Source organism: Diaphorobacter oryzae DSM 22780, assembly GCF_059568935.1.
Genome location: NZ_JCANUL010000019.1, coordinates 1 through 20,975, shown reverse-complemented (window position 1 = coordinate 20,975; position 20,975 = coordinate 1). Strand labels below are relative to the sequence as shown.

Sequence of the window (20,975 nt, the reverse complement as noted above, 5' to 3'; positions counted from 1 at the left end):
GGCCCCAGAAACGAGACATGGGATACTCAAAAATCTCAGGGTGAATACATCCGGGTCAACACGACGTTCGCGTTCACCACGCAGAAGGCCGCGCCATTGGATCGCGCTTGATGACGACCTCGAAGACTGGCCTGCGGCGTATCGGCACCACCTGATCGCCTGCGACGGAACGACGGGTCTGTCCGATCCCGGCGTTCAGCGGGAACTCAAAGAACATCTGCAGCGCTGCCATCCAATCCTGTCCACTCCTGGGTGATCTCCGTATGAAAAAACGGCCCAGACTCTCCGACCCATCGTGCTGGTCGTCCATTAATCCATAGAGCGGGAGGCTTCGCGACGATGGGGAGCGCACCGCACGCAGCTTGTTTGGCGCCATAGTCCCTGAGTGCCTCGTAAGCACTGTTTGCCCTTGGTCTGAGACATCACACAAGTATGGGTATGCCTCTGCGTCAAACGCCGTTCTGAACCTACTGGAACGACCTCTATAGATCGCCACTACCGATTCGCTTTGCCGAGGGAAATGCTGCGATGACTGCAAGATGCTGGTTACAGCCGCTCTACCTCGAGATGTGAAGGACCGCTGCACAGCGAACAGCGACAGCTACAACCGGCGGCGACTCCAGCCGTTCACGATGATGGCTTGGGTGGCCACGTAGGAGTGGATTGACTGTTCACGAGCGCCTGGAATACGCAACTCATGGCATCCGCCCCGGCAAGAACTCTATCCCCGTGCGATGCACCAGCTCCGCATAGCTGATCGGCCGTGAAGCCCGCTCCCGCTCCTGGTTGGCCTGCCAATGGGCCCAGGCCTGCCCCGTTGCCGCGTCATAGACCAGCTTGTAAAGGTAGGACGGCACCCTTACCCCGCCGGGGCCAATGCGTTCACTTGTGGGGGTGAACACCGGCCCGGTGATCACGTATACATCCCCCTTGGCACGCAACGCATAGCGCCGCGTATCCTGCTCGATCTTGGCCCATGCCCCACTGTTGTGCTGGATGTTCTGCGGCACCATGTTCGCCAGCGAAAAGCTCTGGGTCATGGCCGTGGGCGTCGGCATATCGCCGGCTGGAGCCATATGTCCGCGCGAGTACCCCGAGCCCTTGTAGTCCTCCAGCTCTGCCCGCTCATTGCGGGGTAGCCGGGCATCGGCAAAAAAACGCTTAGCGCGCTTCTCATCGGCATCTTCCACCAATCGGCGATTGAGCCGCTGTGCCACAAACACCGGGGTGCGCGTCGCTCCACTGTGCAGCACTGCAAAGGCCTCGTAGCAAAGCTCGCGCAGCGCGGGCTGATGCGGCACCCTGGGAGGCAGGGCATGGGCAAAGAACTGCGGGCATTGCGCAAATCGCGTCGGCAGCTCTATGCGAGGTGACGTACCTACACTGGAACACGCCTCGAGAGGACTGGTAGCGAGAAGACAAAAGACAGCAGCGGTGGCAGTGACCAGTGCTGCGAAGGCAGGGCGCAGCGATTGCGCCCGAAGAGGAATCCAACCCACGGCAAACAGGCAAAGCAATGGATTGAAGCACGCAGCAGGAAGGCCCCGGTGCAAGCGGGAGAAATACCACTGCAAGTGGAAGCGAGCAAATCGGCTACCACCGCTCCAAGGTGGATCCGCGCAGTCTGGGGGGAGCGCTCAAGGGTTCAAAATCGGGAGTTTTCTGGAGGTACCGCATGGGCGAGTACTGATCGTCACCAGCATTGAGGATGGTGCTTCGCGTGTCCTTGTAGTGCGCTGTGGCAACCGGAGGGATATGTGCTGGACATCTGGATGTGTTGCCAGATGACTTCGGTGTAGCATATTGTTTCAAATGACCCGTTCACCAAAAGTCGCCATGAGACATTTTTTTTGTATCGCCGTCATAGTTTTTACCCTGGTGGGCTGCTCGACCACTGCAAGCCAATCCGAGTTGGCACAGATCTACATCGGCTCGCCCCAGGTCACCGAATGGCACGAAGGGGTACTGGTGACGGCTGTTGAGTCGAAGATTACGGCTGAGTCTCTGGAACTGGCAGGTCATGCCCTGCCGACCCATGGCGTTCTGGGTGGCATCGGCGCCGCCCTCAATGCCGCTTCTCTGCTCGGTTCGGGAGTGGTTTTCACCTATGAATTTCATCTCAAGAAGGCGGATGGGAGCGTGGCGGTTTTACCTCCTCTCGAGTACACCAAGAAGATGAATTTCATTGAGGGTCACACCTATCGGGTGTTTTACGCGGACAGCCTCAATATTAAGTGGCCCGTGAACTTGACCAAGTATCCCGAACTGGTGGCACGCACTGCGGCTCGCGAAGTCAGGACGGGTGCACAGTAAATAAAGGTTGAGCGCGGCCTCGTGGACCGATAAAACGCTCATCGACTTTAAGACGTCCTACCCACCGGGGGCGAACGCGTCGGCGGGACGGTTGCGCTATTACGCGAGACAGTTCCTGCTGGTGGAAGTGGAGAGCCGCTACGACGCATGCCGTCGGAGACGAACAGCCGTCTGTGGGTGGAACGTCCTCCCACAGGGGCATCTTCAACGTCAGGGCCTTCCGGCTGTTCACTGGGCATGCCACAGAAGCTAAAGTGCTGCAGCAATGCCCTGCGCGAAATGGACAGCGAGAGGTGGAGGACTCACCGAGCGGGAGCGCGCTGCAGCGGCCTTCCGCTGCGCATACTCGACGCCATGGCGCGTGCGCTGGCGAGCGCGTCCTTGTGGGTTTGGGCTGCGTGGTCGAAGGATTCAGCGATGAGTTCACGGCGCAAACGCGCCCCAGCCGCCCAGCGCTGGGCTGGTGTGAGGTGGGCAATTGCTGTCGTCATGCGGCCATTTTTGCCGGAATCCAGGCTGAATGCAACGACGCGGGAGCAGGGAGACGCCAGAGCGTCGAGGGGCGCATGCCGGTGCGCAAGAGCTCCGTTGAGCATGTCCGACACCATAAAACACTGGATTGGCTGGACGCTCCTGCAGTTCGCGCGGTTGTCTTTCGTACTGCTCTTTGACCTCCAGCGGCTTGCTGCGCAGGACGTTCTCCATGCCGTGCTTGCCTTCATCGGCCCACTGCTCGATTTCAGGCGGGTTGAGATCAGAGGCTCGGCTGACCACCGAGATCGCGGTCTTGAATCGCACCGGGACGGGGCGATTCAGTGTGTCGTATGCATTGACGCCGATGTCAGTAGTAGTACATGCCATTTTCTTTTGTATGAATTTGCTTTCATACAGGGCAATTAAGGAAGGCTAAAAAGCGTGTTTGAGAAAGATTTGCGACATGCAAATCCTGACGTGTGGATTACTTGGGGGATTTTATGTTGCAATAATGCCAATTGCTTTTAAGCAATAGATTTTGATGCGTGCCCTCATAGAATCCGCCTGCAGAAAAAATATCGAGGGGGGCGCTCATGCGCGGGAATCTCGGGGGGACTGGTGCGTCGAAAGAACGCATCCGCCTGCTGCAAGCTGGGAGGGCTTGGGTATGGCTGGCATTGATCGTGTACGTTGGCTTGTGGGGACTGTGGTCGCGTGCAGCGCTGGCCCAGGATGCCTTGTGCGCCGAAGTTAAGATCGTTATTGAACAAAAGCTCTCCTTAGAGCGCCAGGCATTCGATGCGCGCATGGTCATCCGAAATGGTTTGGATGCGAGTGCGTTATCCAATGTCAAGGTTGAACTGCTGTTCAAGGATCAAGAGCAGCGTGATGTCGTTGCTACGACAGATCCCAATGCCACAGGGGCAACATTCTTCGTTCGGCTGGACGGGCTGAGTGGACTTTCAGCGCTGGACGGCTCCTCTAGCCTGTCGCCCAAAGCCAACGCCGATATCCGTTGGCTTCTGATTCCTGCGCAGGGTGCCGGCGGTACAACCGCCGAGGGCAAGCTGTATTACGTCGGCGCACGCGTCACGTACACCCTCAACGGTGAAACCACTACAGTTGAAGTCACTCCAGACTATGTGGTGGTCCGGCCCCAGCCGCTGTTGCAGCTGGATTATTTTTTGCCTACGGATGTGCATGGGGATGACCCATTCACGCCTGAGACCGAAGCTGCGGAGCCCTTCACGCTGGGGGTTCGGGTTGCCAATGTGGGAGCGGGGCCTGCTGCCAAAACCCAGATCGAGTCCGCACAGCCCAAGATTGTCGAGAACCGACAAGGCCTGCTGATCGATTTCACCATATTGGGCGGGTATGTCGGCAACGCAGCTGCCGGTAAAAGCCTCTTGCTGGACTTTGGCGATATCGCTCCACAAAGCGCGAAGATGGGGCGTTGGCTGATGCAGACATCATTAGCGGGCAGATTCACAGAGTTCAACGCGAGCTTCGTGCATGCCGACTCTTTGGGTGGGGCCGTGACGTCGCTCATCCAGGAGGTGGTCGCCCACAAGCTGGTGCGGGATGTTCGCATCGATCTGCCTGGCCATGATGACGTCGATGACTTTCTTGCCGAATACGGCGATGGATATCGCGTCTATGACTCTCACGGTAGTGAAAATCCTGTTTTCAATCTTTCCGGCACGGCGTCGCTGAACACGCTGCCTGGAGGAAACCTGACGCTCCAGTTTCCGGCCACACAAGGCATGGTGCACGTCAAGTTGGCTGATCCTGCGCGAGGCGCACGCAAGCCTGTGCACGTGCTGCGCAGCGACGGAAAGCAATTGCTGCCGCAGAACTTCTGGCTCTCTAAGTCTCGCAATGCGGACCTCAGCTGGAGCTACTTCGTCCACGTTTTCGACTTCGATACGCCCGGTCAGTACACCTTGGTTTTCACCGAGAGTACGGAGGTCTCGCTCAGTGGCACGGCGTACCTTGATGCCAATGGAAATGGTGTGCGTGACGCGGGGGATGCGGCAGACGGTAACTTGATGGTGACTCTCAAGGGAATCGACAATCAAGGTAGAAACGTCTCCGTTCAAGCCTATACCGATCCCCAGGGCAGCTTTGCTTACAGCGGTCTCGCACAGGGGCGCTATCAAATTGAAGCAGCGGAACGCAGTGGGTGGGTCAACGGAACGTGGGTGGCCGGCAGTGCCGGTGGAACGGTCTCTTCCGGCCTGATCAGCGACATCGTGTTGCTTTCCGGCAGTAAGGCAACTGGTTACGTCCTTTCCAAGCGCAAGCCCTCGGAAGGCAACAATCAAACCGCGGTAGCGGACGTCGCCGTGAGCATCCAGTCCAGCGCCCATGAGCTGTACCCTGGGCAGCTCGCCACGGTCACCATCACGGCTCGGAACCAAGGACCAGGAGAGGCTTCTGGTGTAGCGGTTCAGACGACGCTTCCAGATGGACTGTCCCAGCAAGCAGCGAGTGCGGGACAAGGCTCCTATGCACCGGGTGTCTGGAGTGTCGGCACGCTACGCCAAGGCGAATCGGCGGCCCTGACACTGCAGGTCAAGGCTGAGCCCTTGGGCGACAGCCACTCACGTTCTATCACTTGGACGGCCACTGCAGGCTCTCAGGCAAGTGACCCTGTGGCTGACAACAACCAGAACCGTTTGAATCTGCTGGTGCAAAAGGAGCCGCGAAGCGGCGCAGACCTCCTCCAGACATTGGTGGCCCAGGCTCGCGTTCTCGTATGGGCCGAGTGCCCGGAAGTGCCCCTCTCCGCCAATAGAGAGGCGTGCGCCATGGCCAAGGCTGATATGGCACGCACATGGCTTTCCGATCGCTTGGTGCATTCCCTGACCACCACCCGCTTGGAAGACTGGCGTGTAGCGCTGCGTGGCGGCACTTACAACGTTCTTTGGTTTGTGGGCGGCATGAGTGGCCTGGATGAATTGGCTCATGGTGAAATCCGAGCAGCCGTCCGCAGAGGGGACTCATTGATCGTTGAAGGGGCAGCTGGCGCGTCTTTAGTGGGGCTGTCCGACGTACTGGGAGCTGTTTCCAGCGATGTGTCTGCCGGAGAGAACCTTGCGGTCACCCTGCAGGGTGGTTCTCCATCCGTCACCAAAGGCACTGCATACGCGCTACAACTCGCCACAGCCGTACCCGCAGCCACGTATGCGGTATCGGGTGCTCCTGCCATCGCGCGGCGCGCCTACGGCCATGGACAGGCAATGCTGGTGGGCTTCGGCCTGCTGGACACAGCGGCCGATGCCAACCATGCAGACTGGTCAGCCTATGCAGAGCAACAGCTGCAGGCCATGACCCCGGCGGTGAGAACGCAACCAGCGTTGGCTGGATCGTCCTTCGGTCTGCAACTGAAGGCGCGTAGCCTCGCACTCCAGGGGAGTCCTGGCAAGGCCGTCAGCCTGAAGCTTGATCTGACATCCGGCCTTGCATACCGGGACGCTGTCCCTTCCGCACAAACCGGTTCCACATCTACGCGGCCCACATGGGAATGGGTGTTGAGCGCAGGCCAGGAAGAGTCTGTGGCCTTGACCTTGGTGACCCCGCAACTGTCTGCGACCGGAGAGTCCAAGGCACAACTACTGGATGCTTCAGACCAAAGCCCATTGGCGGTACAGACGCTGGATGTGCAGGTACTGGGCCTGGACACGCTGGTACCACGCGTCCAGCACGTACTGGCTGGTTTAGCGGGTGCTACGACAGATCAGCAAGTCTTGGTTGGGCGGGCACGTGAAGCGGCGACACAGGTCGAGCAAGCTCAGACGAACGGCCAATGGGGCCCGGCGCTGGAATCTCTCGTGGCATTGCAGACCCATCTGGAGGAGCTCGCTGGAGCACCAGATGCCCCTGCGCTTGCCGAGTTGCAATTGGACGTGGCGCGGTGGTTCTGCCTGATCCAGGTGCATTGGGCTCCAGAGGCGGCCCAGCCTCCGGCACAGATCACGGCCATCTCCGGCGGAGGGCAGACGGCCGTGGTCGGCCAGGCGTTCAGTCGGGTGCTCGTTGCGCAGGTGCTGGATGGCAATGGCCAGCCGGTAGCGGGCGCTGCCGTACGGTTCGAGCTCCCGGTGTCGGGAGCGGGGGCGAGCTTTGTGGGAGGCGTGGCCAGCGTCGTCGTCGTCACCGACGAGCATGGCACAGCGCATTCGCCAACTCTTGCAGCCAACACCGCCGAAGGTGCATACCTTGCAACCGCGAGTGTTCCTGGTGTCGCAGCCCATGCAGTCTTCGCGTTGGAGAACCGAACGCAGCCGGTGCAGGAATCGCTCCTCCAGATCGTGGATGGTCAAGGTCAGTCGGCAATCATCTCGACCCCCTTCGCCAAAGCCCTGAGCGTGCGCTTGGTCGATGTGCAGGGCCGCCCTCAATCGGGCATCACCGTGCGCTTCGAGGCACCAGCAACCGGTGCGTCGGCGATGTTCGATGGACTAGGCGCGAATGTGGCGGCCGCTCAGGCCGTAACGGACGCCAGCGGCCTGGCGGTATCTCCATTGCTCCGCGCCAACACGAACGCAGGCAGCTTCCAGATCCGAGCCTCGGCCCCAGGAGTAACGTCCGATGCGATCTTCACGCTACAGAATCAAGCACCCGCAACGCTGAATCTCCTGCTGGTGGATGGGCAGGGGCAATCGGCCCGTTTGGGAAGCGCGTTCGGCAAGCCGCTCAGCGTGCGAGTGGTGGATGAGCAAGGTCGTCCGCAAAATGGTATGTCGGTTCGTTTTGAGGCGCCAACCAATGGAGCCTCTGCACAGTTCGATGGGCAAGGCAGCGGCGTGGCCTCGGTGCAGGTGACTACCGACGCCAGTGGCTTGGCGGTCTCCCCAGTGCTGCGGGCGAGCTCCGCGGTGGGGACGTATCAAGTGCGTGCGGCTTTGGCATCCAGCGCTTCTGCTGCGCAGGTGTTCTCCCTGACCAATACGGCCGTACCCGTGCCCACCCCGGTCTTCAGCGGCACGACCGCCACGGGGTCAGGCAAGGTGACTGCCAGTGTGTCGGGTGGCGGCCCGAACTGTGCATTCAATCCGGATGCGACACGCTTGCTCCCGGCATCGGGCATGGGGGCGGTATTGGGCCAGATCTTGCTTCCTCATGGGGTGTTTGATTTTGAGTTGGTCAGTTGCACACCCGGCAGCGAGGTCACCATCACGACAACTTGGCCGGATCTGCGTGGCATCACCGGTTACCTCAAGTACGGCGTCACCCCGATATCTGGAGGCGTCAAGCTCTGGTATCCGCCTACTGGACTGCGCATCAACGGGAACACAGTCGTGTACACCATCCGCGATGGTGGCTGGGGTGACGACGATCTGACGGTCAATGGAGTGATACGCGACCCGGGCGGCCCGGTAATTGCCTCAGCTCCTGCCAGTCCAGAGCCGATTCCGGCAATCGAGGGGCGGACGTTGGCGGTACTCAGTGCGCTGCTTTGCGTGCTGGCCGGCGCTGCTTTTCGCCGCAGCCGACGGAGGGCGTGATGACTTGGTGCGTCATACCCAGGGCACGATCATGGGCCTGCGCGCTGGCAATAGGCAGTCCTCTTGTGCAGGCGCAGGTGCAGGACTTAGCGGCATGTCTGCGAGCGGATCATGTTTCTCCGCCGTCGGGAACCCAAGTGTTTGGCCGCGTGCAACCGGTGCAGTATGGGCGCGATGAAGTCAGTTGCTGGATCGAGGCGCATGAGATTCATGAAGGTAACTGGGTGGCTGTGGATGTGCGGGATGTCATCCTTGCAGCTCGTTCGCCGCTGCCAGGCGCAGCGGCGCTGCCGCTGTTTGCGATAGCTGACCGGAGCTACCTCAAAGATCAGCCTCTGCTGCTGGTTGGTTCAGGCGTGGATCTGCGAGCATTGACCCAAGCATGCCTAGAGCTGCGGCGCCAGGGATTTGCGCAGGTGCGTGTGCTTTTGGGCGGCGTACGCAACTGGCGGCGCACCCAAGGCGTGGACCTATTGACTCCGCGAGAGGCATGGTTGGGCAGCGCAGACGGCCAATGGCGCATAGCTGCCGTGGGCCTCAGCCCAGCGCAGGTGACGGGCCTTCCGCTGGAGCCCTTACTGCAGTTGCCCGGACACACAGACGGCAGGACTCTTGGCCAAGCGCTGGCTGATCTGGATCAGCGCAGTCCCTCGCAACGGCCAAGCCAGTGGCTTGTCGTGGCAGCAGATATGCAGGCCCAACAGGCGTTGCTTGTGCAGTGGCGCCAGGATGGGCGCTATGAGCAGCAAGCGAAACGCCCGCTGGCATGGCTAGAGGGCGGCTGGGAGGCCTACCGTGCATATCTCGATCAACAACAACATTCCGCTGCCCATGCCGGGCGCCCATTGCCGCGTCTGTGCGGCTCTTGACGACTACAAGGTCCACGGTCCATGCGTGTCAATCTCTCAAGTTTTTCGATCTTTCTCATGCTGTGGCGATGGTCATCGCTGCAACTTCGAGGGGTAAGAATGCGCACGGCGGCCTCGTTGGCCTACTCGCTGGCTTTGTTGTTGGGAACGGTTCTGCATGCTCAGGCGGCCGGCATCAACGTCAGTGGAACTCTGATTGGCGATGTCACTTGGACAGCGGCACAGTCTCCCATTCAGGTACAGGGCGATGTCGTCCTCGATCAGGGGGCAACTCTCACCATTGAGCCGGGAGTGCTGGTGCGTATGGAACCGTCCGCAAGCTTCACTCTGCACCGAGGAGCTGTCCACGCAGTGGGTACGACCGATCAGCCCATCGTGATCACTTCTGCTAGTGCTGAACCAGCACCAGGTGACTGGGGCGAGTGGCGGTTCTTGGAGGGTACGCGTGCTCCGCAAACGCGGCTTGCACATATGCGCATTGAGTACGGCAGTGGGGTGGTGATCCAGAAATCCTCGCCCACGCTCAACCATATGGAGATCAACCACCATAGTGGACCAGCCATCCGGATGGATTTGGAGTCGTCGCCCTCCGGACAGGGCCTGCGCGCGAAGGGCAATGCTCTCAATGCCATTGTTGTGCCATCAGGCGTTGTCCGCGGACAGATTCTGTGGGACTTGGTGGGGATCCCCTATCTGGTGCGGCAAGGGATGGTTCAGGTGGGGCAGGCACCGTTGGCGATAGAACCTTCCCGACTTGAGTTGGGTTCGGGGGCCAGTGCATCGATGCGCGTCGTTCTAGGCGAGCCCGCACCTGCGGGCGGCAGGGTTGTAAACATGGGCAGCAACCCAACGGGTGGCGTAATTGTCGCTCCGAGCGTGATGGTGCCCGAGGGCGCTGCAACGATGAATTTCGAAGTACGGGGGCATTACTTTGGAGAGACCGTGCTGACGGCTAACAGCCCTGGTGTGGGCGCGGCCCAGGCTCGTGTCTCGGTGATTCGGTTGCCATCCATTTACTTTGACACCGCGATCGGTGCGTTGGGGAATGGATTGCCATACACGATCCGGCTGCGCCTGAGCACTGCTGCTCCGGCAGGAGGACTGACCTTACGGCTGGGCTCGGAGCCTGCGAACGCTTTTGAGCTACCCGCTACGGTCCATGTGCCGGAGGGTGACTCGGAAGTCTCCTTCACGGCAAGGAGCTTGGTAACAGGCATGCTACGCATGACGGTTCAAGCGGCGGGCTATAGCGAAGCGGCACGGCAATTTGAGTCGCGTTCCCCTAGTTTGCGGTTGGAACTTCCTGGTCTGCAGGCGCCCATAGTCGCTGGGCTTGATTACACGGGCGCCGTGCATCTGGAACCGTCTGCACCGAGTGGCGGCATGGTAGTGCGGCTGACTTCCTCCGACCCCTTAGCACTTAGTCTCTCAGCTGAGCAAATCACCATACCCGAAGGGCAGACCTACGTGCAGCAGGCAGGGCTTCTCCGTGCACAGGCCAAAGGTTTGGCACAGATTGTTTTGAGCGCGAACGGAGTGCCGGATGCCGCGTTCGGCCCTTTCGACATCCAAAGTCCTACAACGCTGAAGTGGCGTGCGCATAGTTACGAAGCTACCAAGGTATGGGTGGGCAGAAAATTGCTTATGAATCAGGGGATTAGCATTGCGCGGTTGAGAGACGATGTGGAGTTGCGCGAAAGTCGGCCTTTGCAAGTGCAACTGCGTTGCCGAGATGCAGCAGTCTGCAGCGTCCCACCATCCGTCACCATTCCTGCATGGGAGTCGGAAGTTTTTGTGCCGATCACGGGATTGGTATTGGGTGAGACGGAAATAGAAGCACAGGCGGAAGGCACTCAGGTCGCAGTCTTCCCCGTGCAGGTTATTGAGCCTCAGGTGCAATGGGACTTTAGTGAGCGCCACTATGTCAGCATGCGCCGATATGCCTCCATCTGCCTTTCTGTTCCAGAGGCGGGGCGGTACAGTAGTCAGCAAACTACTGATGATTGGATCTTGGCTTTGACAGTGCGAGATCAGAGCCCTGTTGGAACGATTGCAGCCATCTATGACGGCGACGATAGCCGAGTCCAGCAAGTCAAGATCAAGACAACAAGGCGTTGCAGCGACCCCTTCTATATAGAGGCTGCGCAGCGCGGAGATTACCGTATCGGTGCGGAGATGGAAGATCGGTTGAGTGCGGTCTCCGAACTGCAAACCGTTTATGGCGATCGTGCATTGACCTTCATGAACTGGAATACGGAAGGCAGCGATATCGCCGTAGTGGAAGGATTTGTCGCAGATCTGGGTATCGTCACCGAGTATCAAGGTTCATGGGAAACGACCTCTCGACCGTTGACCGTGCGGCTGCGCTGCATCGACGCAGCAGTGTGCTCTACTCCAGCGGAGATAACTATTCCTGCGGGCGACAATGATTGGGGAGTACGGGCGTTCCCGATTACGGGACTTCGTCCCGGATCAACGCAGATAGAAGCCTCTGTCCTTGGAGAACCGGAGAGCTACCCCGATGTTTACACCACTCTAGTGGAAGTCACGGAGAAAAAATGGAGCATTGCCTATAGCACCGGATCCATTGGTATCGGTTCTGAGGGACAAGTCAATGTCTGTATCGGAGACAAATGGGGCAGCAGCGGCTACTCACCAAATCCAATGAGTGTGACGATCAGTAGCAGTGCCCCGGCGGTACTGAAACTGAACGAAGAAATCACGGAGTGGCCTGCGGGCGAGAGTTGTATCAGGGTTCACTACACTGGGGTAGCCGAAGGAACGGCTACGCTGACTGTCAGCATGCCAGGACTTCCCACGCTTGCTGAATCCGTCGAGGTGCGCCCATGAAAGCACGTGTCATGCTCTTGCTTCAATGGTGCACTGCGCTCAGTCTGATACGAGTATTTTCCTCAAGCCGATGGAGATGGGTGGCGCTAACGGGATTGTTGATTGTCGACCTGTGGGGCGTGCCTGCTCTGGCTGCTGAACCCGCTCAGCTCACGTTGGGCAACGGGGTGATTGTCAAATTCGGACAAGCCCCGGTCGATAGCGGTGATGGTGCCGGGATCCTGGTGCATGGTCGTTTTTCCACAGGTACCGGAGTCATACTGACGAGTGAGCGCGATGACCGGAGTGGTGGCCAGACGGGCAGTAGCCCTGCCGTAGCCGGGCGCAGTGATTGGCTCGGCTTGTTTCTGACGCCAGGAGTCGATCCTGCCTGGCTTTCCATCGATGGACTCTCACTGCGCTATGCAGGTGGTGATGCGGATATGCCCGCGTACATCGCGCACGGAGGCGGCGCCCTGGTTGTGCCAGGTGGTGCCTACACGTTCTCAGGTCTGAATATTTCTCACAGCAGTGTTGGCCTGCGTTTCATTGGCCCAGGATCCCCAAAGATTCTGCAAAGTAGTATTGAACGCAACAGTACAGGAATAATTGCAGAGCAGGGGGCCACGCCTGTCATCAGCCAGAGCAGCTTGGGCAACAACCAGTTCTATGGCGTGGAGAACGAGAATCCACCAACTCCGGTCCAAGCAACAGGCAATTGGTGGGGACACATCACGGGGCCTCGTGATAAGGAAGGAAATCCCGCGGGGAAAGGCAGTTTCGTCAGTTCTGGCGTCATCTATCAACCCTACCTGACATCGGATCCTGCGCTGGCGCCCGGTCCTTCGTTGAGCGTTCAGTTCGACGGCCATCCTTTAGCCGCAAACGCAACGCTGCAGCGCGCAGGTGTGCTGTCACTCAGCGCATACAGCGCAACGGGCGTTTCTGCTCTTGAAGCTTACATAGACGGCGTACTCGTTCTGAGACAAGGCTACCCCACCCCCGGGCCGAGCAGCGAGGCCAGCCCCGTGGTGGCCAGCCAATTGCAGAGCTTTAAGGGCCTGGCGAACGCGGCTCATACCCTCGTCGCCATCGCCCGCGATGCGCAGGGTGGTGTCACTACGGTCACACGGCCTTTCACTCTCGACTTGCAACTACCGAGCGCGCCGTTGATAACACAACCTGTGCCAGGTATCACTGTCGCTACACAGTCCATCAGTGTGGCGGGCACGGCAGAGCCAGCAGCAACGGTTCAACTGCATGTCAACAACCAGCCTGCAGGGCAACCACTCCCTGTAGGGGCGGAGGGTACGTTCAGCGGCAATGTCGCGCTGCCGGGCGAAGGAGCGTTCTCCTTGCAGGCTCAGGCTACCAACGCGCGCGGCGTGGGACCACTAAGCGCCGCGGTCGAAATCACGTTCACCGCGCCCGTACCCACAGTCCTGTTTATCAGTCCAGCCGAGCATGCGACTGTGCGCGGCACTGTGCCCGTGCAGGTCAGCGCGATTGACGCTACTGGCGTCGCACGAGTTCATATAGAGGTACGTGATGCATCGGGGGCGCACACTCTGGGCACTCTCACTCAGGCTCCGTGGGCCATGGAGTGGAATACAACAACAGTGCCCAACGGCAATTACTCTCTGGTGGCTACAGTCGTCAGCCAAAGCGGTAAGACTGCGCAAACCAGCCGGTCGGTGCTCGTGCAGCAGGTGCCCCCTCCACCACCGCCACCACCACTGCCATATGGCGTGCAAGGGTTGAACGTAACGCCCACCCTCTCGTTTGGCGACCAACCCATTCAGATCACCGGCAGGGCCGTCGCGCCTGGCGGCGAACCCGCGCCTCTCGCCACGCTGCGGCTGGCGCTGCGCGTGCAGGGTTTTGAGCGCCGCATCACCTTGGTGAGCGATGGCGCTGGCCAGTTCAGCTACACGTTCTTGCCGCAGTCCAACGATGCAGGCACCTACGCGGTGTACGTGGTTCACCCTGACGATACCCGCTACTCGGCCCAGCCTGCACCTGCACACTTCACCATCAACCGCCTGAGTTTCAACTACAGCCAATTCAAGCTCAACGCTATCCGTGGTCAGGCCACGCCAGTACAACTGACCGCCCGGGCCAGTGCCGGTACGGGCGCCACAGGCGTTCACTGGCAGGCACTGCCCGGGGATCAGCCTTCGGGTAGCCTGCCCCCAGGCATCACGTTGGATCTAGGCCAACCCGTGGATGTGCCCGCCGGAGCCAGCGTGCCCATTCGGTTGAGTTTGACGGGCAATGCAGCGGCAGGCGCCACGGGCACTATCGTTCTCAAGGCCTTCGCCAATGAAAGCGGCAACCGTCCCCGCGCCGAACTGCGCGTGGATTACCAACTGCACGAACCCACTCCTGGTCTGAGCCCGAGCCCCAGCTTTGTGGAAATTGGCGTGAAACAGGGAAACAGTGCCAGCGCCGCTGTCACGGTCACCAACCGGGGCTTGGCGATGGCGCGCAATGTGCGAGCCCAGCTCGTCACGCCTCAGGGCACTCTTGCGCCGGCTTGGGTGCGCCTGGTCAGCAGCGGCGATGTAGGCCATCTGGATGTGGGACAGGCTGTTCCCCTACAGATCACCGCACAGCCTGATGCGCAGGTCACCGACGGCTACTACCAGTACCAACTGCGTGTGAGTGCTGACAACGACGCAGGCGGCACCGTACCGGTCACCATCGCCGTGGCGCAAAGTGGCCAAGGCGGCGTGCGTTTCAAAGTGGTGGATATCTACACCAACACGCTTGATTCAGCCGGGAACCCCATACCTGGCGTGACGGGGGCCACGATCAAGTTGCAAAACGAAGCGCTGACCGCTGACATCCGTACTCTCACGACCAACAGTCAAGGCATCGCCGAACTCACCGATCTGCCGCCAGGTAACTACCGTTGGCGTGCCAGCGCAGCGCAGCATATGGATGCCAGCGGGCGCATTCAGGTGCACGCGGGCCTGACAGCGAACGAGCGCGTATTCCTTGACAGCCAGCTTGTGAGCATCGAGTTCAGCGTCACTGAAACCACGATACGTGACGAGTACAACATCACCTTGGAGGCCACTTACCAAACCCAGGTGCCGGCCCCCGTGGTCTTGCTCGAACCCCTGAGCATCAACCTGCCTGCCATGCAGGTAGGGGAGGAAATCACCGGCGAGCTCACGTTGAGCAACTATGGGCTTGTCCGGGCGGACGATCTGAAGTTCACCCTGCCACAAAGCGACGCGAGCTATCGCTATGAGTTCTTCGGTGAGATGCCGACGGAGTTGGCAGCCAAGAGCCGAGTCGTTATCCCTTATCGCATCACGGCGCTGGCGCCAGTCAAGCGGCAGGCACTACCTACCAGCAAGGCCAATACGGCGGAGCCACCCTTGTTCAAGGGTTACAGCCCCAGCTTGCAAGTCCAGCACGCTATCCGCCACCTCATGAACACAGGAACTAGCCCTGTGGTACCGCAAGCTAAGGCCCAGTCCGTTGCCAAAGCCGCCAGCTGCAGCAGCTACGCAATTTCGGCATGCATTTTCTTCTCCTACACCTGTGCAGGAGGGGATGTGCGCGCTGACGCTGCCTGTGCCAGCTTCGGCAGACTGTCAGGTACTAGTTGCGGCCCTGGTGCCCCTGTTGGGGGTGGTGGTAGCTCTGGCGGTAGTGGTGGTGGTGGTGGTGGCTGGGGCGGCGGAAGCGGGGGGGCAGGTGCGGCCATTTTCACCCCCTTGAGCCCATGCCCTCCTGCGGGGTGTAGCCGATGCTCGCGGGGTGGCGGAGGTCCTGGCGGTGGCGGAGGTCCCGGCGGTGGCGGAGGTCCTGGCGGAGGCGGAGGTGCTGGCGGAGGCGGAGGTGCTGGCGGAGGCGGAGGTGCTGGCGGAGGCGGCGGCCCTGGCGGAGGCGGCGGCCCTGGCGGAGGCGGCGGCCCTGGCGGAGGCGGCGGCCCTGGCGGAGGCGGAGGCGGGTCGGGTGATGGCCCACCACCGGAAAATTGCAGCTAATTGGTGACGCGAGTGAACTCAATGCAAAACGGCTTCATGAAAAAGTATTCGACACGGCATTGTTCTCATGTGCAGGCTTCTTGTGCACTGCACCGCGCCATCAGGCTGTGGATGGCAGTGTTTGCGGGACTCATCGCGGGGTGGCTAGGGGGAGTGTCAACAGCCCATGCGCAGCAGGTTCTGCTGCCTAACCAGGAATACACGGAAACCCGAACGGATCTCTCTGTTCAGACGGTCGCCGGCCTGGTCAGCATCCGGCGCACCTGGACAGCCGGCAAGTGGTACTTGAACCCTGCATGGGCCAACCTGCGATTCATCAATGATCCGTTGGGGGGTGTGTTGGCGGTCGAGCGCGCGGGCAGCGTCTATGAGCGCACCGGCAGTGATGCCGCGCAAGCGGGAGGGCGTATCTACCGCTTCGATGACGACAACTTCATCCAGCAGACCGCATCGGGCTGGCGTTGGTATGACCGCCTGGGCAACACCGTGCACTATGACGGAGCAGGCGTCATTCAGGACTACGGCAATCCTCATGGCTCCAAAGTGAGTTTCAGCCGCGATGGGCAAGGCCGCATGGTGGAAATTCGTGATCCACTAGGTCGTGCCATCTACACCCTGGACTACGACATCGCCGGGCGGGTGGAACGCATTACGGACCTGGGCGGAGCCTCCGTGCGTTACCAGTGGAACCCTGCCGGCCAGTTGGAAGAGGTGACGGACAGCCGCGGCCAGCGCTGGCGTTATGGGTATGACAGCCATCACCAGATCATCTTGCGTACCAGCCCTTCTGGAGCCAGTACGGCCATCACCTATGCCACACCACCGGGCGAGCAGTTTCGCGGCGTGGGTTTTGGCGGTATGGGAGCGAGCGGTGCCACTGGGTCGGCAACAAGCTCGGGCAGAACCAAGGTGCCTACTCCACAGATTGCCCGGGTCGCGACCTATCGAGATGAAGAAGGTGCGACCTGGAGCTACCGCGTGGAGTTCGACCGCATGCGGCAAGAATACAGCATCGCCATCCAGCGGCCTGACGCCAGCCAATCCGTGCGACGCTACAGCAAGGACGGTTGGCTGTTGCACGTTGCTGTGCAGGAGGAGCCACAGTTCCAGCGCATCATCGACAGCACCACCCAGCATCGCTTGCTGGATGCGCGTGGACAAACAACCACGGTCCACCTTGATGGCAGCCTACGTCCGCTGCGCACGATCTACCCTGACGGCAGCGCGGAGTCCTCTCAGTACGACGGCCAGGGCCGCATCGTACGCCATACCAACGCGCTGGGCGCTGTCACCACCTGGCGGTATGACGCACGCGGTAGCCTGTTGGAGAAGGTTGAGGCACTGGGCCTACCAGAGCAGCGCACGCACAGCTATACCTACGACGAACGGGGTTACGTTCTGACCTACAACCGTGGCGCGGGCAGCGGCCAAGGTACCGACGTTTGCACCGAGAACTACGTATACGACAGTTGGGGCAATACGATCCAGTGGAGGGATGGCACAGGCCAGACATGGGCTTATACCCACAACGTGCGCGGCGATGTCGTGAGCGAAGTCAACCCGCTGGGGCATGTCTGGAAAGCAGCCTACGACCCCCATGGCGCCATGCTGCGCGCGGAGAACCCGCTGGGGCACATCCGCCAGTACCAGTACAACGGCAGTGGCTTGCCAGCGCAGTTCACCGATGCCATGGGCCATGACTGGCTCCTTGCATATGACAAGACGGGGCGATTAACCCAACTGACAGACCCCCTGGGCCATGTCTGGAAACAGTCCCATGACCCCTTGGGGCGCACCACGCTGCGCATCAACCCGTCGGGTCAGCAGACCCAGACCCGCTACGACCTTCTGGGTCGCAGTGTTGAGGCCATCGACCTTGCAGGCAACAGAACACGCTATGAGTATGGCGCCAAGGATGCTCCGCTTGCAGGCCTGCGAACGGCCACGGCCTTTCCTACATTCAAAGAAATCTATCGCTACGATCAGCTTGGCCGACCGACCCAGGCCATCCAGCAACTGGACGCAGATACATCGCGCACCTTCCACTACGCGTGGGATGCCCTGGGCCGCAATGTGGCCACCACTGACCCCGCAGGCAATACCACGTTGTATCGCTATGACGCTCTGGGCAGGCGGACGGAAACTGTCGATAGCCTCAATCAAAGCACCCGTCAGACCTGGGATGCGCACGGCAACATCACCACCGCCACCGATGCCAAGGGCAACACCCACCGCTACAGTTATGACAAAGCAGGTCGGCGCACCGCAGAGCATTTGCCTGGCGGAGCAGTCACGCGTTTCCAGTATGACGCCGCAGGCCAACTTGTCTTGCGCACCGACGCGGGCGGAAATACTCGCCGCTATCAGTACGACAGCGCGGGAAATCTGACCGCCGAAGAGCATCAACTGGCCGGTGCTGGTACCGACCAACGTATCAGCTATCAATACAACGCCAACAGCTTGCTTAGCAGCCATGAGCAGCTTGACGGCGCCGGGCGGCGCATCAGCGCCGTTGCCTACCAGCGCGATAGCCTGGGCCGCATCACTCAGCGCACCATTCGCTACGGCGATGCCATCACCCATACCCTCGGGCAAAGCTACGACGCTGATGGACGGTTGGCGGGGCACACCTACCCTGATGGCAGCCAAGGGCAATATAGTTACATCCAGGGCCGCCTCAGTCAGGTGCTGTTGCCCAACGCCAGTGCCATCACGTACCAAGACTACCAGTGGCACATGCCCAAGCGCATCCAGTACCCAGGCACCCTCACCACTAAGGCATTCGACTCGCTCTTGCGCCCCAAAAGCATCCAGGTGCAAGGGGCGGGCAACCAGACCCTGGCCAGCCGCCAGTACCAGTACGACCTGGTAGGCAACATCAACCGAATCACCAGCGATCTGGGGCAGACCGACTACGGCTACGACGCCATCCAGCGCCTGACCCAGGTGCAGCCCGATGCGAGTTTGCGGGACCTGGGCCTGCCTGTCGAGCAGTACGGCTACGACCCGGTGCACAACCGTACCAACAGCGCGCACCAGCCGGGCGAGTGGAGCTACAACCAGGACAACCAGCTCATCCAGTACCCCCAGCGCAAGAACGGACAGAGCGTGCCCACCCAGGTGCAATACAACGCACAAGGCCACACCCAGCAGGAGACTAGCGCAGCAGGCACCGCAGCCTATGTCTACAACGCCGCGGAGCGGCTCATTGGATTCGAGGAAACACCTGTCGGCGGAGCAAGTATCCAGGCCAGCTACCAGTACGACCCCTTCGGCCGCCGGATCAGCAAGACCGTCACGCAGGGCGCGAGTAGCCAGACCACGTACTACCTGTATGGCGACGACGGGCTATTGGCAGAGCTGAACGGGCAGGGGCAGATGACGCGGGCCTACGGGTGGAACCCTGTGTCGGCGCAAAGCGGGCTGTGGAGCACAGATCCGCTGTGGCAGGCGGAGGTCAGTTCCCAGAACTCCACCCTAAGTGCTGCAAGCACTACCTATCACTATCTGCATACCGATCATCTGGCCACACCGATGGTGGCGACGGACAAGAGTGGGGCACAGACGTGGAAGGGCATCAGCGAGGCGTTCGGCCAGATGAGGGTGGACAACGCTAGTGCCATCACAATGAACCTGCGCCTGCCGGGGCAGTACTTTGACGGGGAGAGCGGGAGGCACTATAACTTTCACCGGGATTACGAGCCAGAATTAGGCCGGTATATCCAAAGTGATCCCATCGGCCTAAACGGAGGGTGGAATCGGTTTGGGTATGTGGGGGGGAATCCGCTCTCGTTTGTGGACCCAGAGGGCTTGCAGTTTCTTGACCTGACGACGCTTGCGGGAGCAAGGCGCAATACAACGCTGGACGATGCGGTAAGAGCGGGTGCGTGGACAAGAGCGATCACACTACCAGCCGTGACTGCTGGGCTGACGCCCTCTGCTATTGGATTGGTTGGATCGGCATCTGCGCCTTTGTTTTGTGCAGCACCCGAAACCATCACTGTTTCTCGCTGGGGTCGCGAAGGACTTGAAGCGGGCGATTGGGTTATGAAGGGCGGCCAAAACTGGTGGACTTACGCCCGATCTTTCAAATGGCAGCCTGGCATGGGTAATCAATTTGCCCCATACGGAACGGGTGCGAGTTATCAAATTCCTGCAAGTGCAGCCAGATGGCCAACGGGTGTTGGCATCGATGGTGCTTGGAAAGGCCTATTTGGGCAAAGGATTTATTTGCCATGATGAATATTTTGTGCGTTTTTTTACTTTTGATCGGAAGTTGGCTGATATTGCTAAATTGGCGCTGCTTTTATGTGGCGTTTATAAAAAAGCAGCCTTCGCCATCTTGGATACCCCTGCTTGGAGGGGTTCTCGTGTTCCTTGGGTTTTATTTCTTCCCGGGCAATCCTATGAGTAGTTTGGCTTGGCTGGCATTTTTAATTGATTGGGGCAGTTTGCCCGGTATTGGGCACGCTATCGTTTACCACCAACTCCACAAAAATTAACATCATCTAAAAAACAAAAAGCCACCCGCAACCCCTGCCAGCCGCTAAAGCTGTGGGGTTCCGGGTGGCTTCTTTGATGGTGCCAGCGTTGCGTGTGCTACGAGCTGTGTTGAGCCAGCATGGCTGTTGATTTCCACGCAGAAGTGACCCACTGACCCCCAGGATTTCCATCTAAATCTGACCCACGTACTAACCCTAGCCTGCTGCTTTGCTGAGCAGCAGGAGACCAGGAGTGATAGACGTGGCAACACTGAGTGTCATCAGGCGCTGGGCCCTGCGAGAGCAGCTGTCCATCCGAGAGATCGCCCGCCGCACGGGCCTCTCGCGCAACACCATCCGCAAGTACCTGCGCGCAGGCGAGGACGAGCCGCGCTACCCCAAGCGGGTCAGCCCTTCCAGACTTGATCCCTTTGCCTTGAAGCTCGCCGACTGGCTCAAGACAGAAGCGGGCCGGTCTCGCAAGCAGCGGCGCAC

Annotated in this window: 12 protein-coding genes; 10 read left to right on the top strand and 2 right to left on the bottom strand. The window is 60.1% G+C overall.

Going from position 1 to position 20,975, the window contains the following annotated elements; all coding sequences use genetic code 11:
- The first annotated feature begins 40 nt into the window (after positions 1 to 40).
- Complete coding sequence (locus tag BP68_RS18800; RefSeq protein WP_496374660.1) at positions 41 to 256, top strand: HAD domain-containing protein; 216 nt, start codon at positions 41 to 43, stop codon at positions 254 to 256.
- A 439-nt stretch (positions 257 to 695) separates the two neighbouring features.
- Here the strand turns inward: BP68_RS18800 and BP68_RS18795 are convergent, their stop codons facing one another.
- Positions 696 to 1,448 carry a DNA/RNA non-specific endonuclease gene (locus BP68_RS18795; protein WP_496374658.1) on the bottom strand — a complete coding sequence of 251 codons (753 nt, stop codon included), beginning with the start codon at positions 1,446 to 1,448 and terminating at the stop codon, positions 696 to 698.
- A gap of 364 nt (positions 1,449 to 1,812) precedes the next feature.
- Between BP68_RS18795 and BP68_RS18790 the strand changes: the two genes are divergently transcribed.
- Positions 1,813 to 2,313, top strand: a complete 501-nt coding sequence (locus tag BP68_RS18790) for a hypothetical protein (protein WP_496374636.1) — start codon at positions 1,813 to 1,815, stop codon at positions 2,311 to 2,313.
- 7 nt (positions 2,314 to 2,320) lie between these two features.
- Entirely contained in the window at positions 2,321 to 2,566 is a 246-nt protein-coding gene (locus BP68_RS18785) for a DUF72 domain-containing protein (RefSeq protein WP_496374634.1), read from the top strand.
- Positions 2,567 to 2,736: 170 nt separating this feature from the next.
- Here BP68_RS18785 and BP68_RS18780 read toward each other — a convergent pair whose 3' ends face one another.
- Positions 2,737 to 3,111, bottom strand: coding sequence for a hypothetical protein (locus tag BP68_RS18780; RefSeq protein ID WP_496374632.1), 375 nt, complete (start codon positions 3,109 to 3,111; stop codon positions 2,737 to 2,739).
- Positions 3,112 to 3,380: 269 nt separating this feature from the next.
- Between BP68_RS18780 and BP68_RS18775 the strand changes: the two genes are divergently transcribed.
- The 7 genes from BP68_RS18775 to BP68_RS18745 all read left to right on the top strand — a co-directional run.
- Complete coding sequence (locus BP68_RS18775; protein ID WP_496374630.1) at positions 3,381 to 8,297, top strand: choice-of-anchor U domain-containing protein; 4,917 nt, start codon at positions 3,381 to 3,383, stop codon at positions 8,295 to 8,297.
- Between the two features lie 149 nt (positions 8,298 to 8,446).
- Complete coding sequence (locus BP68_RS18770) at positions 8,447 to 9,166, top strand: rhodanese-like domain-containing protein (RefSeq protein WP_496374628.1); 720 nt, start codon at positions 8,447 to 8,449, stop codon at positions 9,164 to 9,166.
- Between the two features lie 21 nt (positions 9,167 to 9,187).
- The gene (locus BP68_RS18765) at positions 9,188 to 12,016 is read left to right on the top strand and encodes a beta-helix domain-containing protein (RefSeq protein WP_496374626.1); all 2,829 of its coding nucleotides are present in this window, start codon (positions 9,188 to 9,190) and stop codon (positions 12,014 to 12,016) included.
- Complete coding sequence (locus tag BP68_RS18760) at positions 12,013 to 15,999, top strand: Ig-like domain-containing protein (protein ID WP_496374624.1); 3,987 nt, start codon at positions 12,013 to 12,015, stop codon at positions 15,997 to 15,999. Before BP68_RS18765 ends, BP68_RS18760 begins: the two co-directional genes overlap by 4 nt.
- A gap of 21 nt (positions 16,000 to 16,020) precedes the next feature.
- Positions 16,021 to 20,238, top strand: a complete 4,218-nt coding sequence (locus BP68_RS18755) for an RHS repeat-associated core domain-containing protein (protein ID WP_496374622.1) — start codon at positions 16,021 to 16,023, stop codon at positions 20,236 to 20,238.
- Positions 20,235 to 20,501: a hypothetical protein gene (locus tag BP68_RS18750; protein ID WP_496374620.1), complete on the top strand. Its 267-nt coding sequence runs from the start codon at positions 20,235 to 20,237 to the stop codon at positions 20,499 to 20,501. Before BP68_RS18755 ends, BP68_RS18750 begins: the two co-directional genes overlap by 4 nt.
- A 232-nt stretch (positions 20,502 to 20,733) precedes the next feature.
- Positions 20,734 to 20,975: winged helix-turn-helix transcriptional regulator (locus BP68_RS18745; RefSeq protein WP_496374618.1), on the top strand; the 242-nt coding region annotated here is incomplete at its 3' end.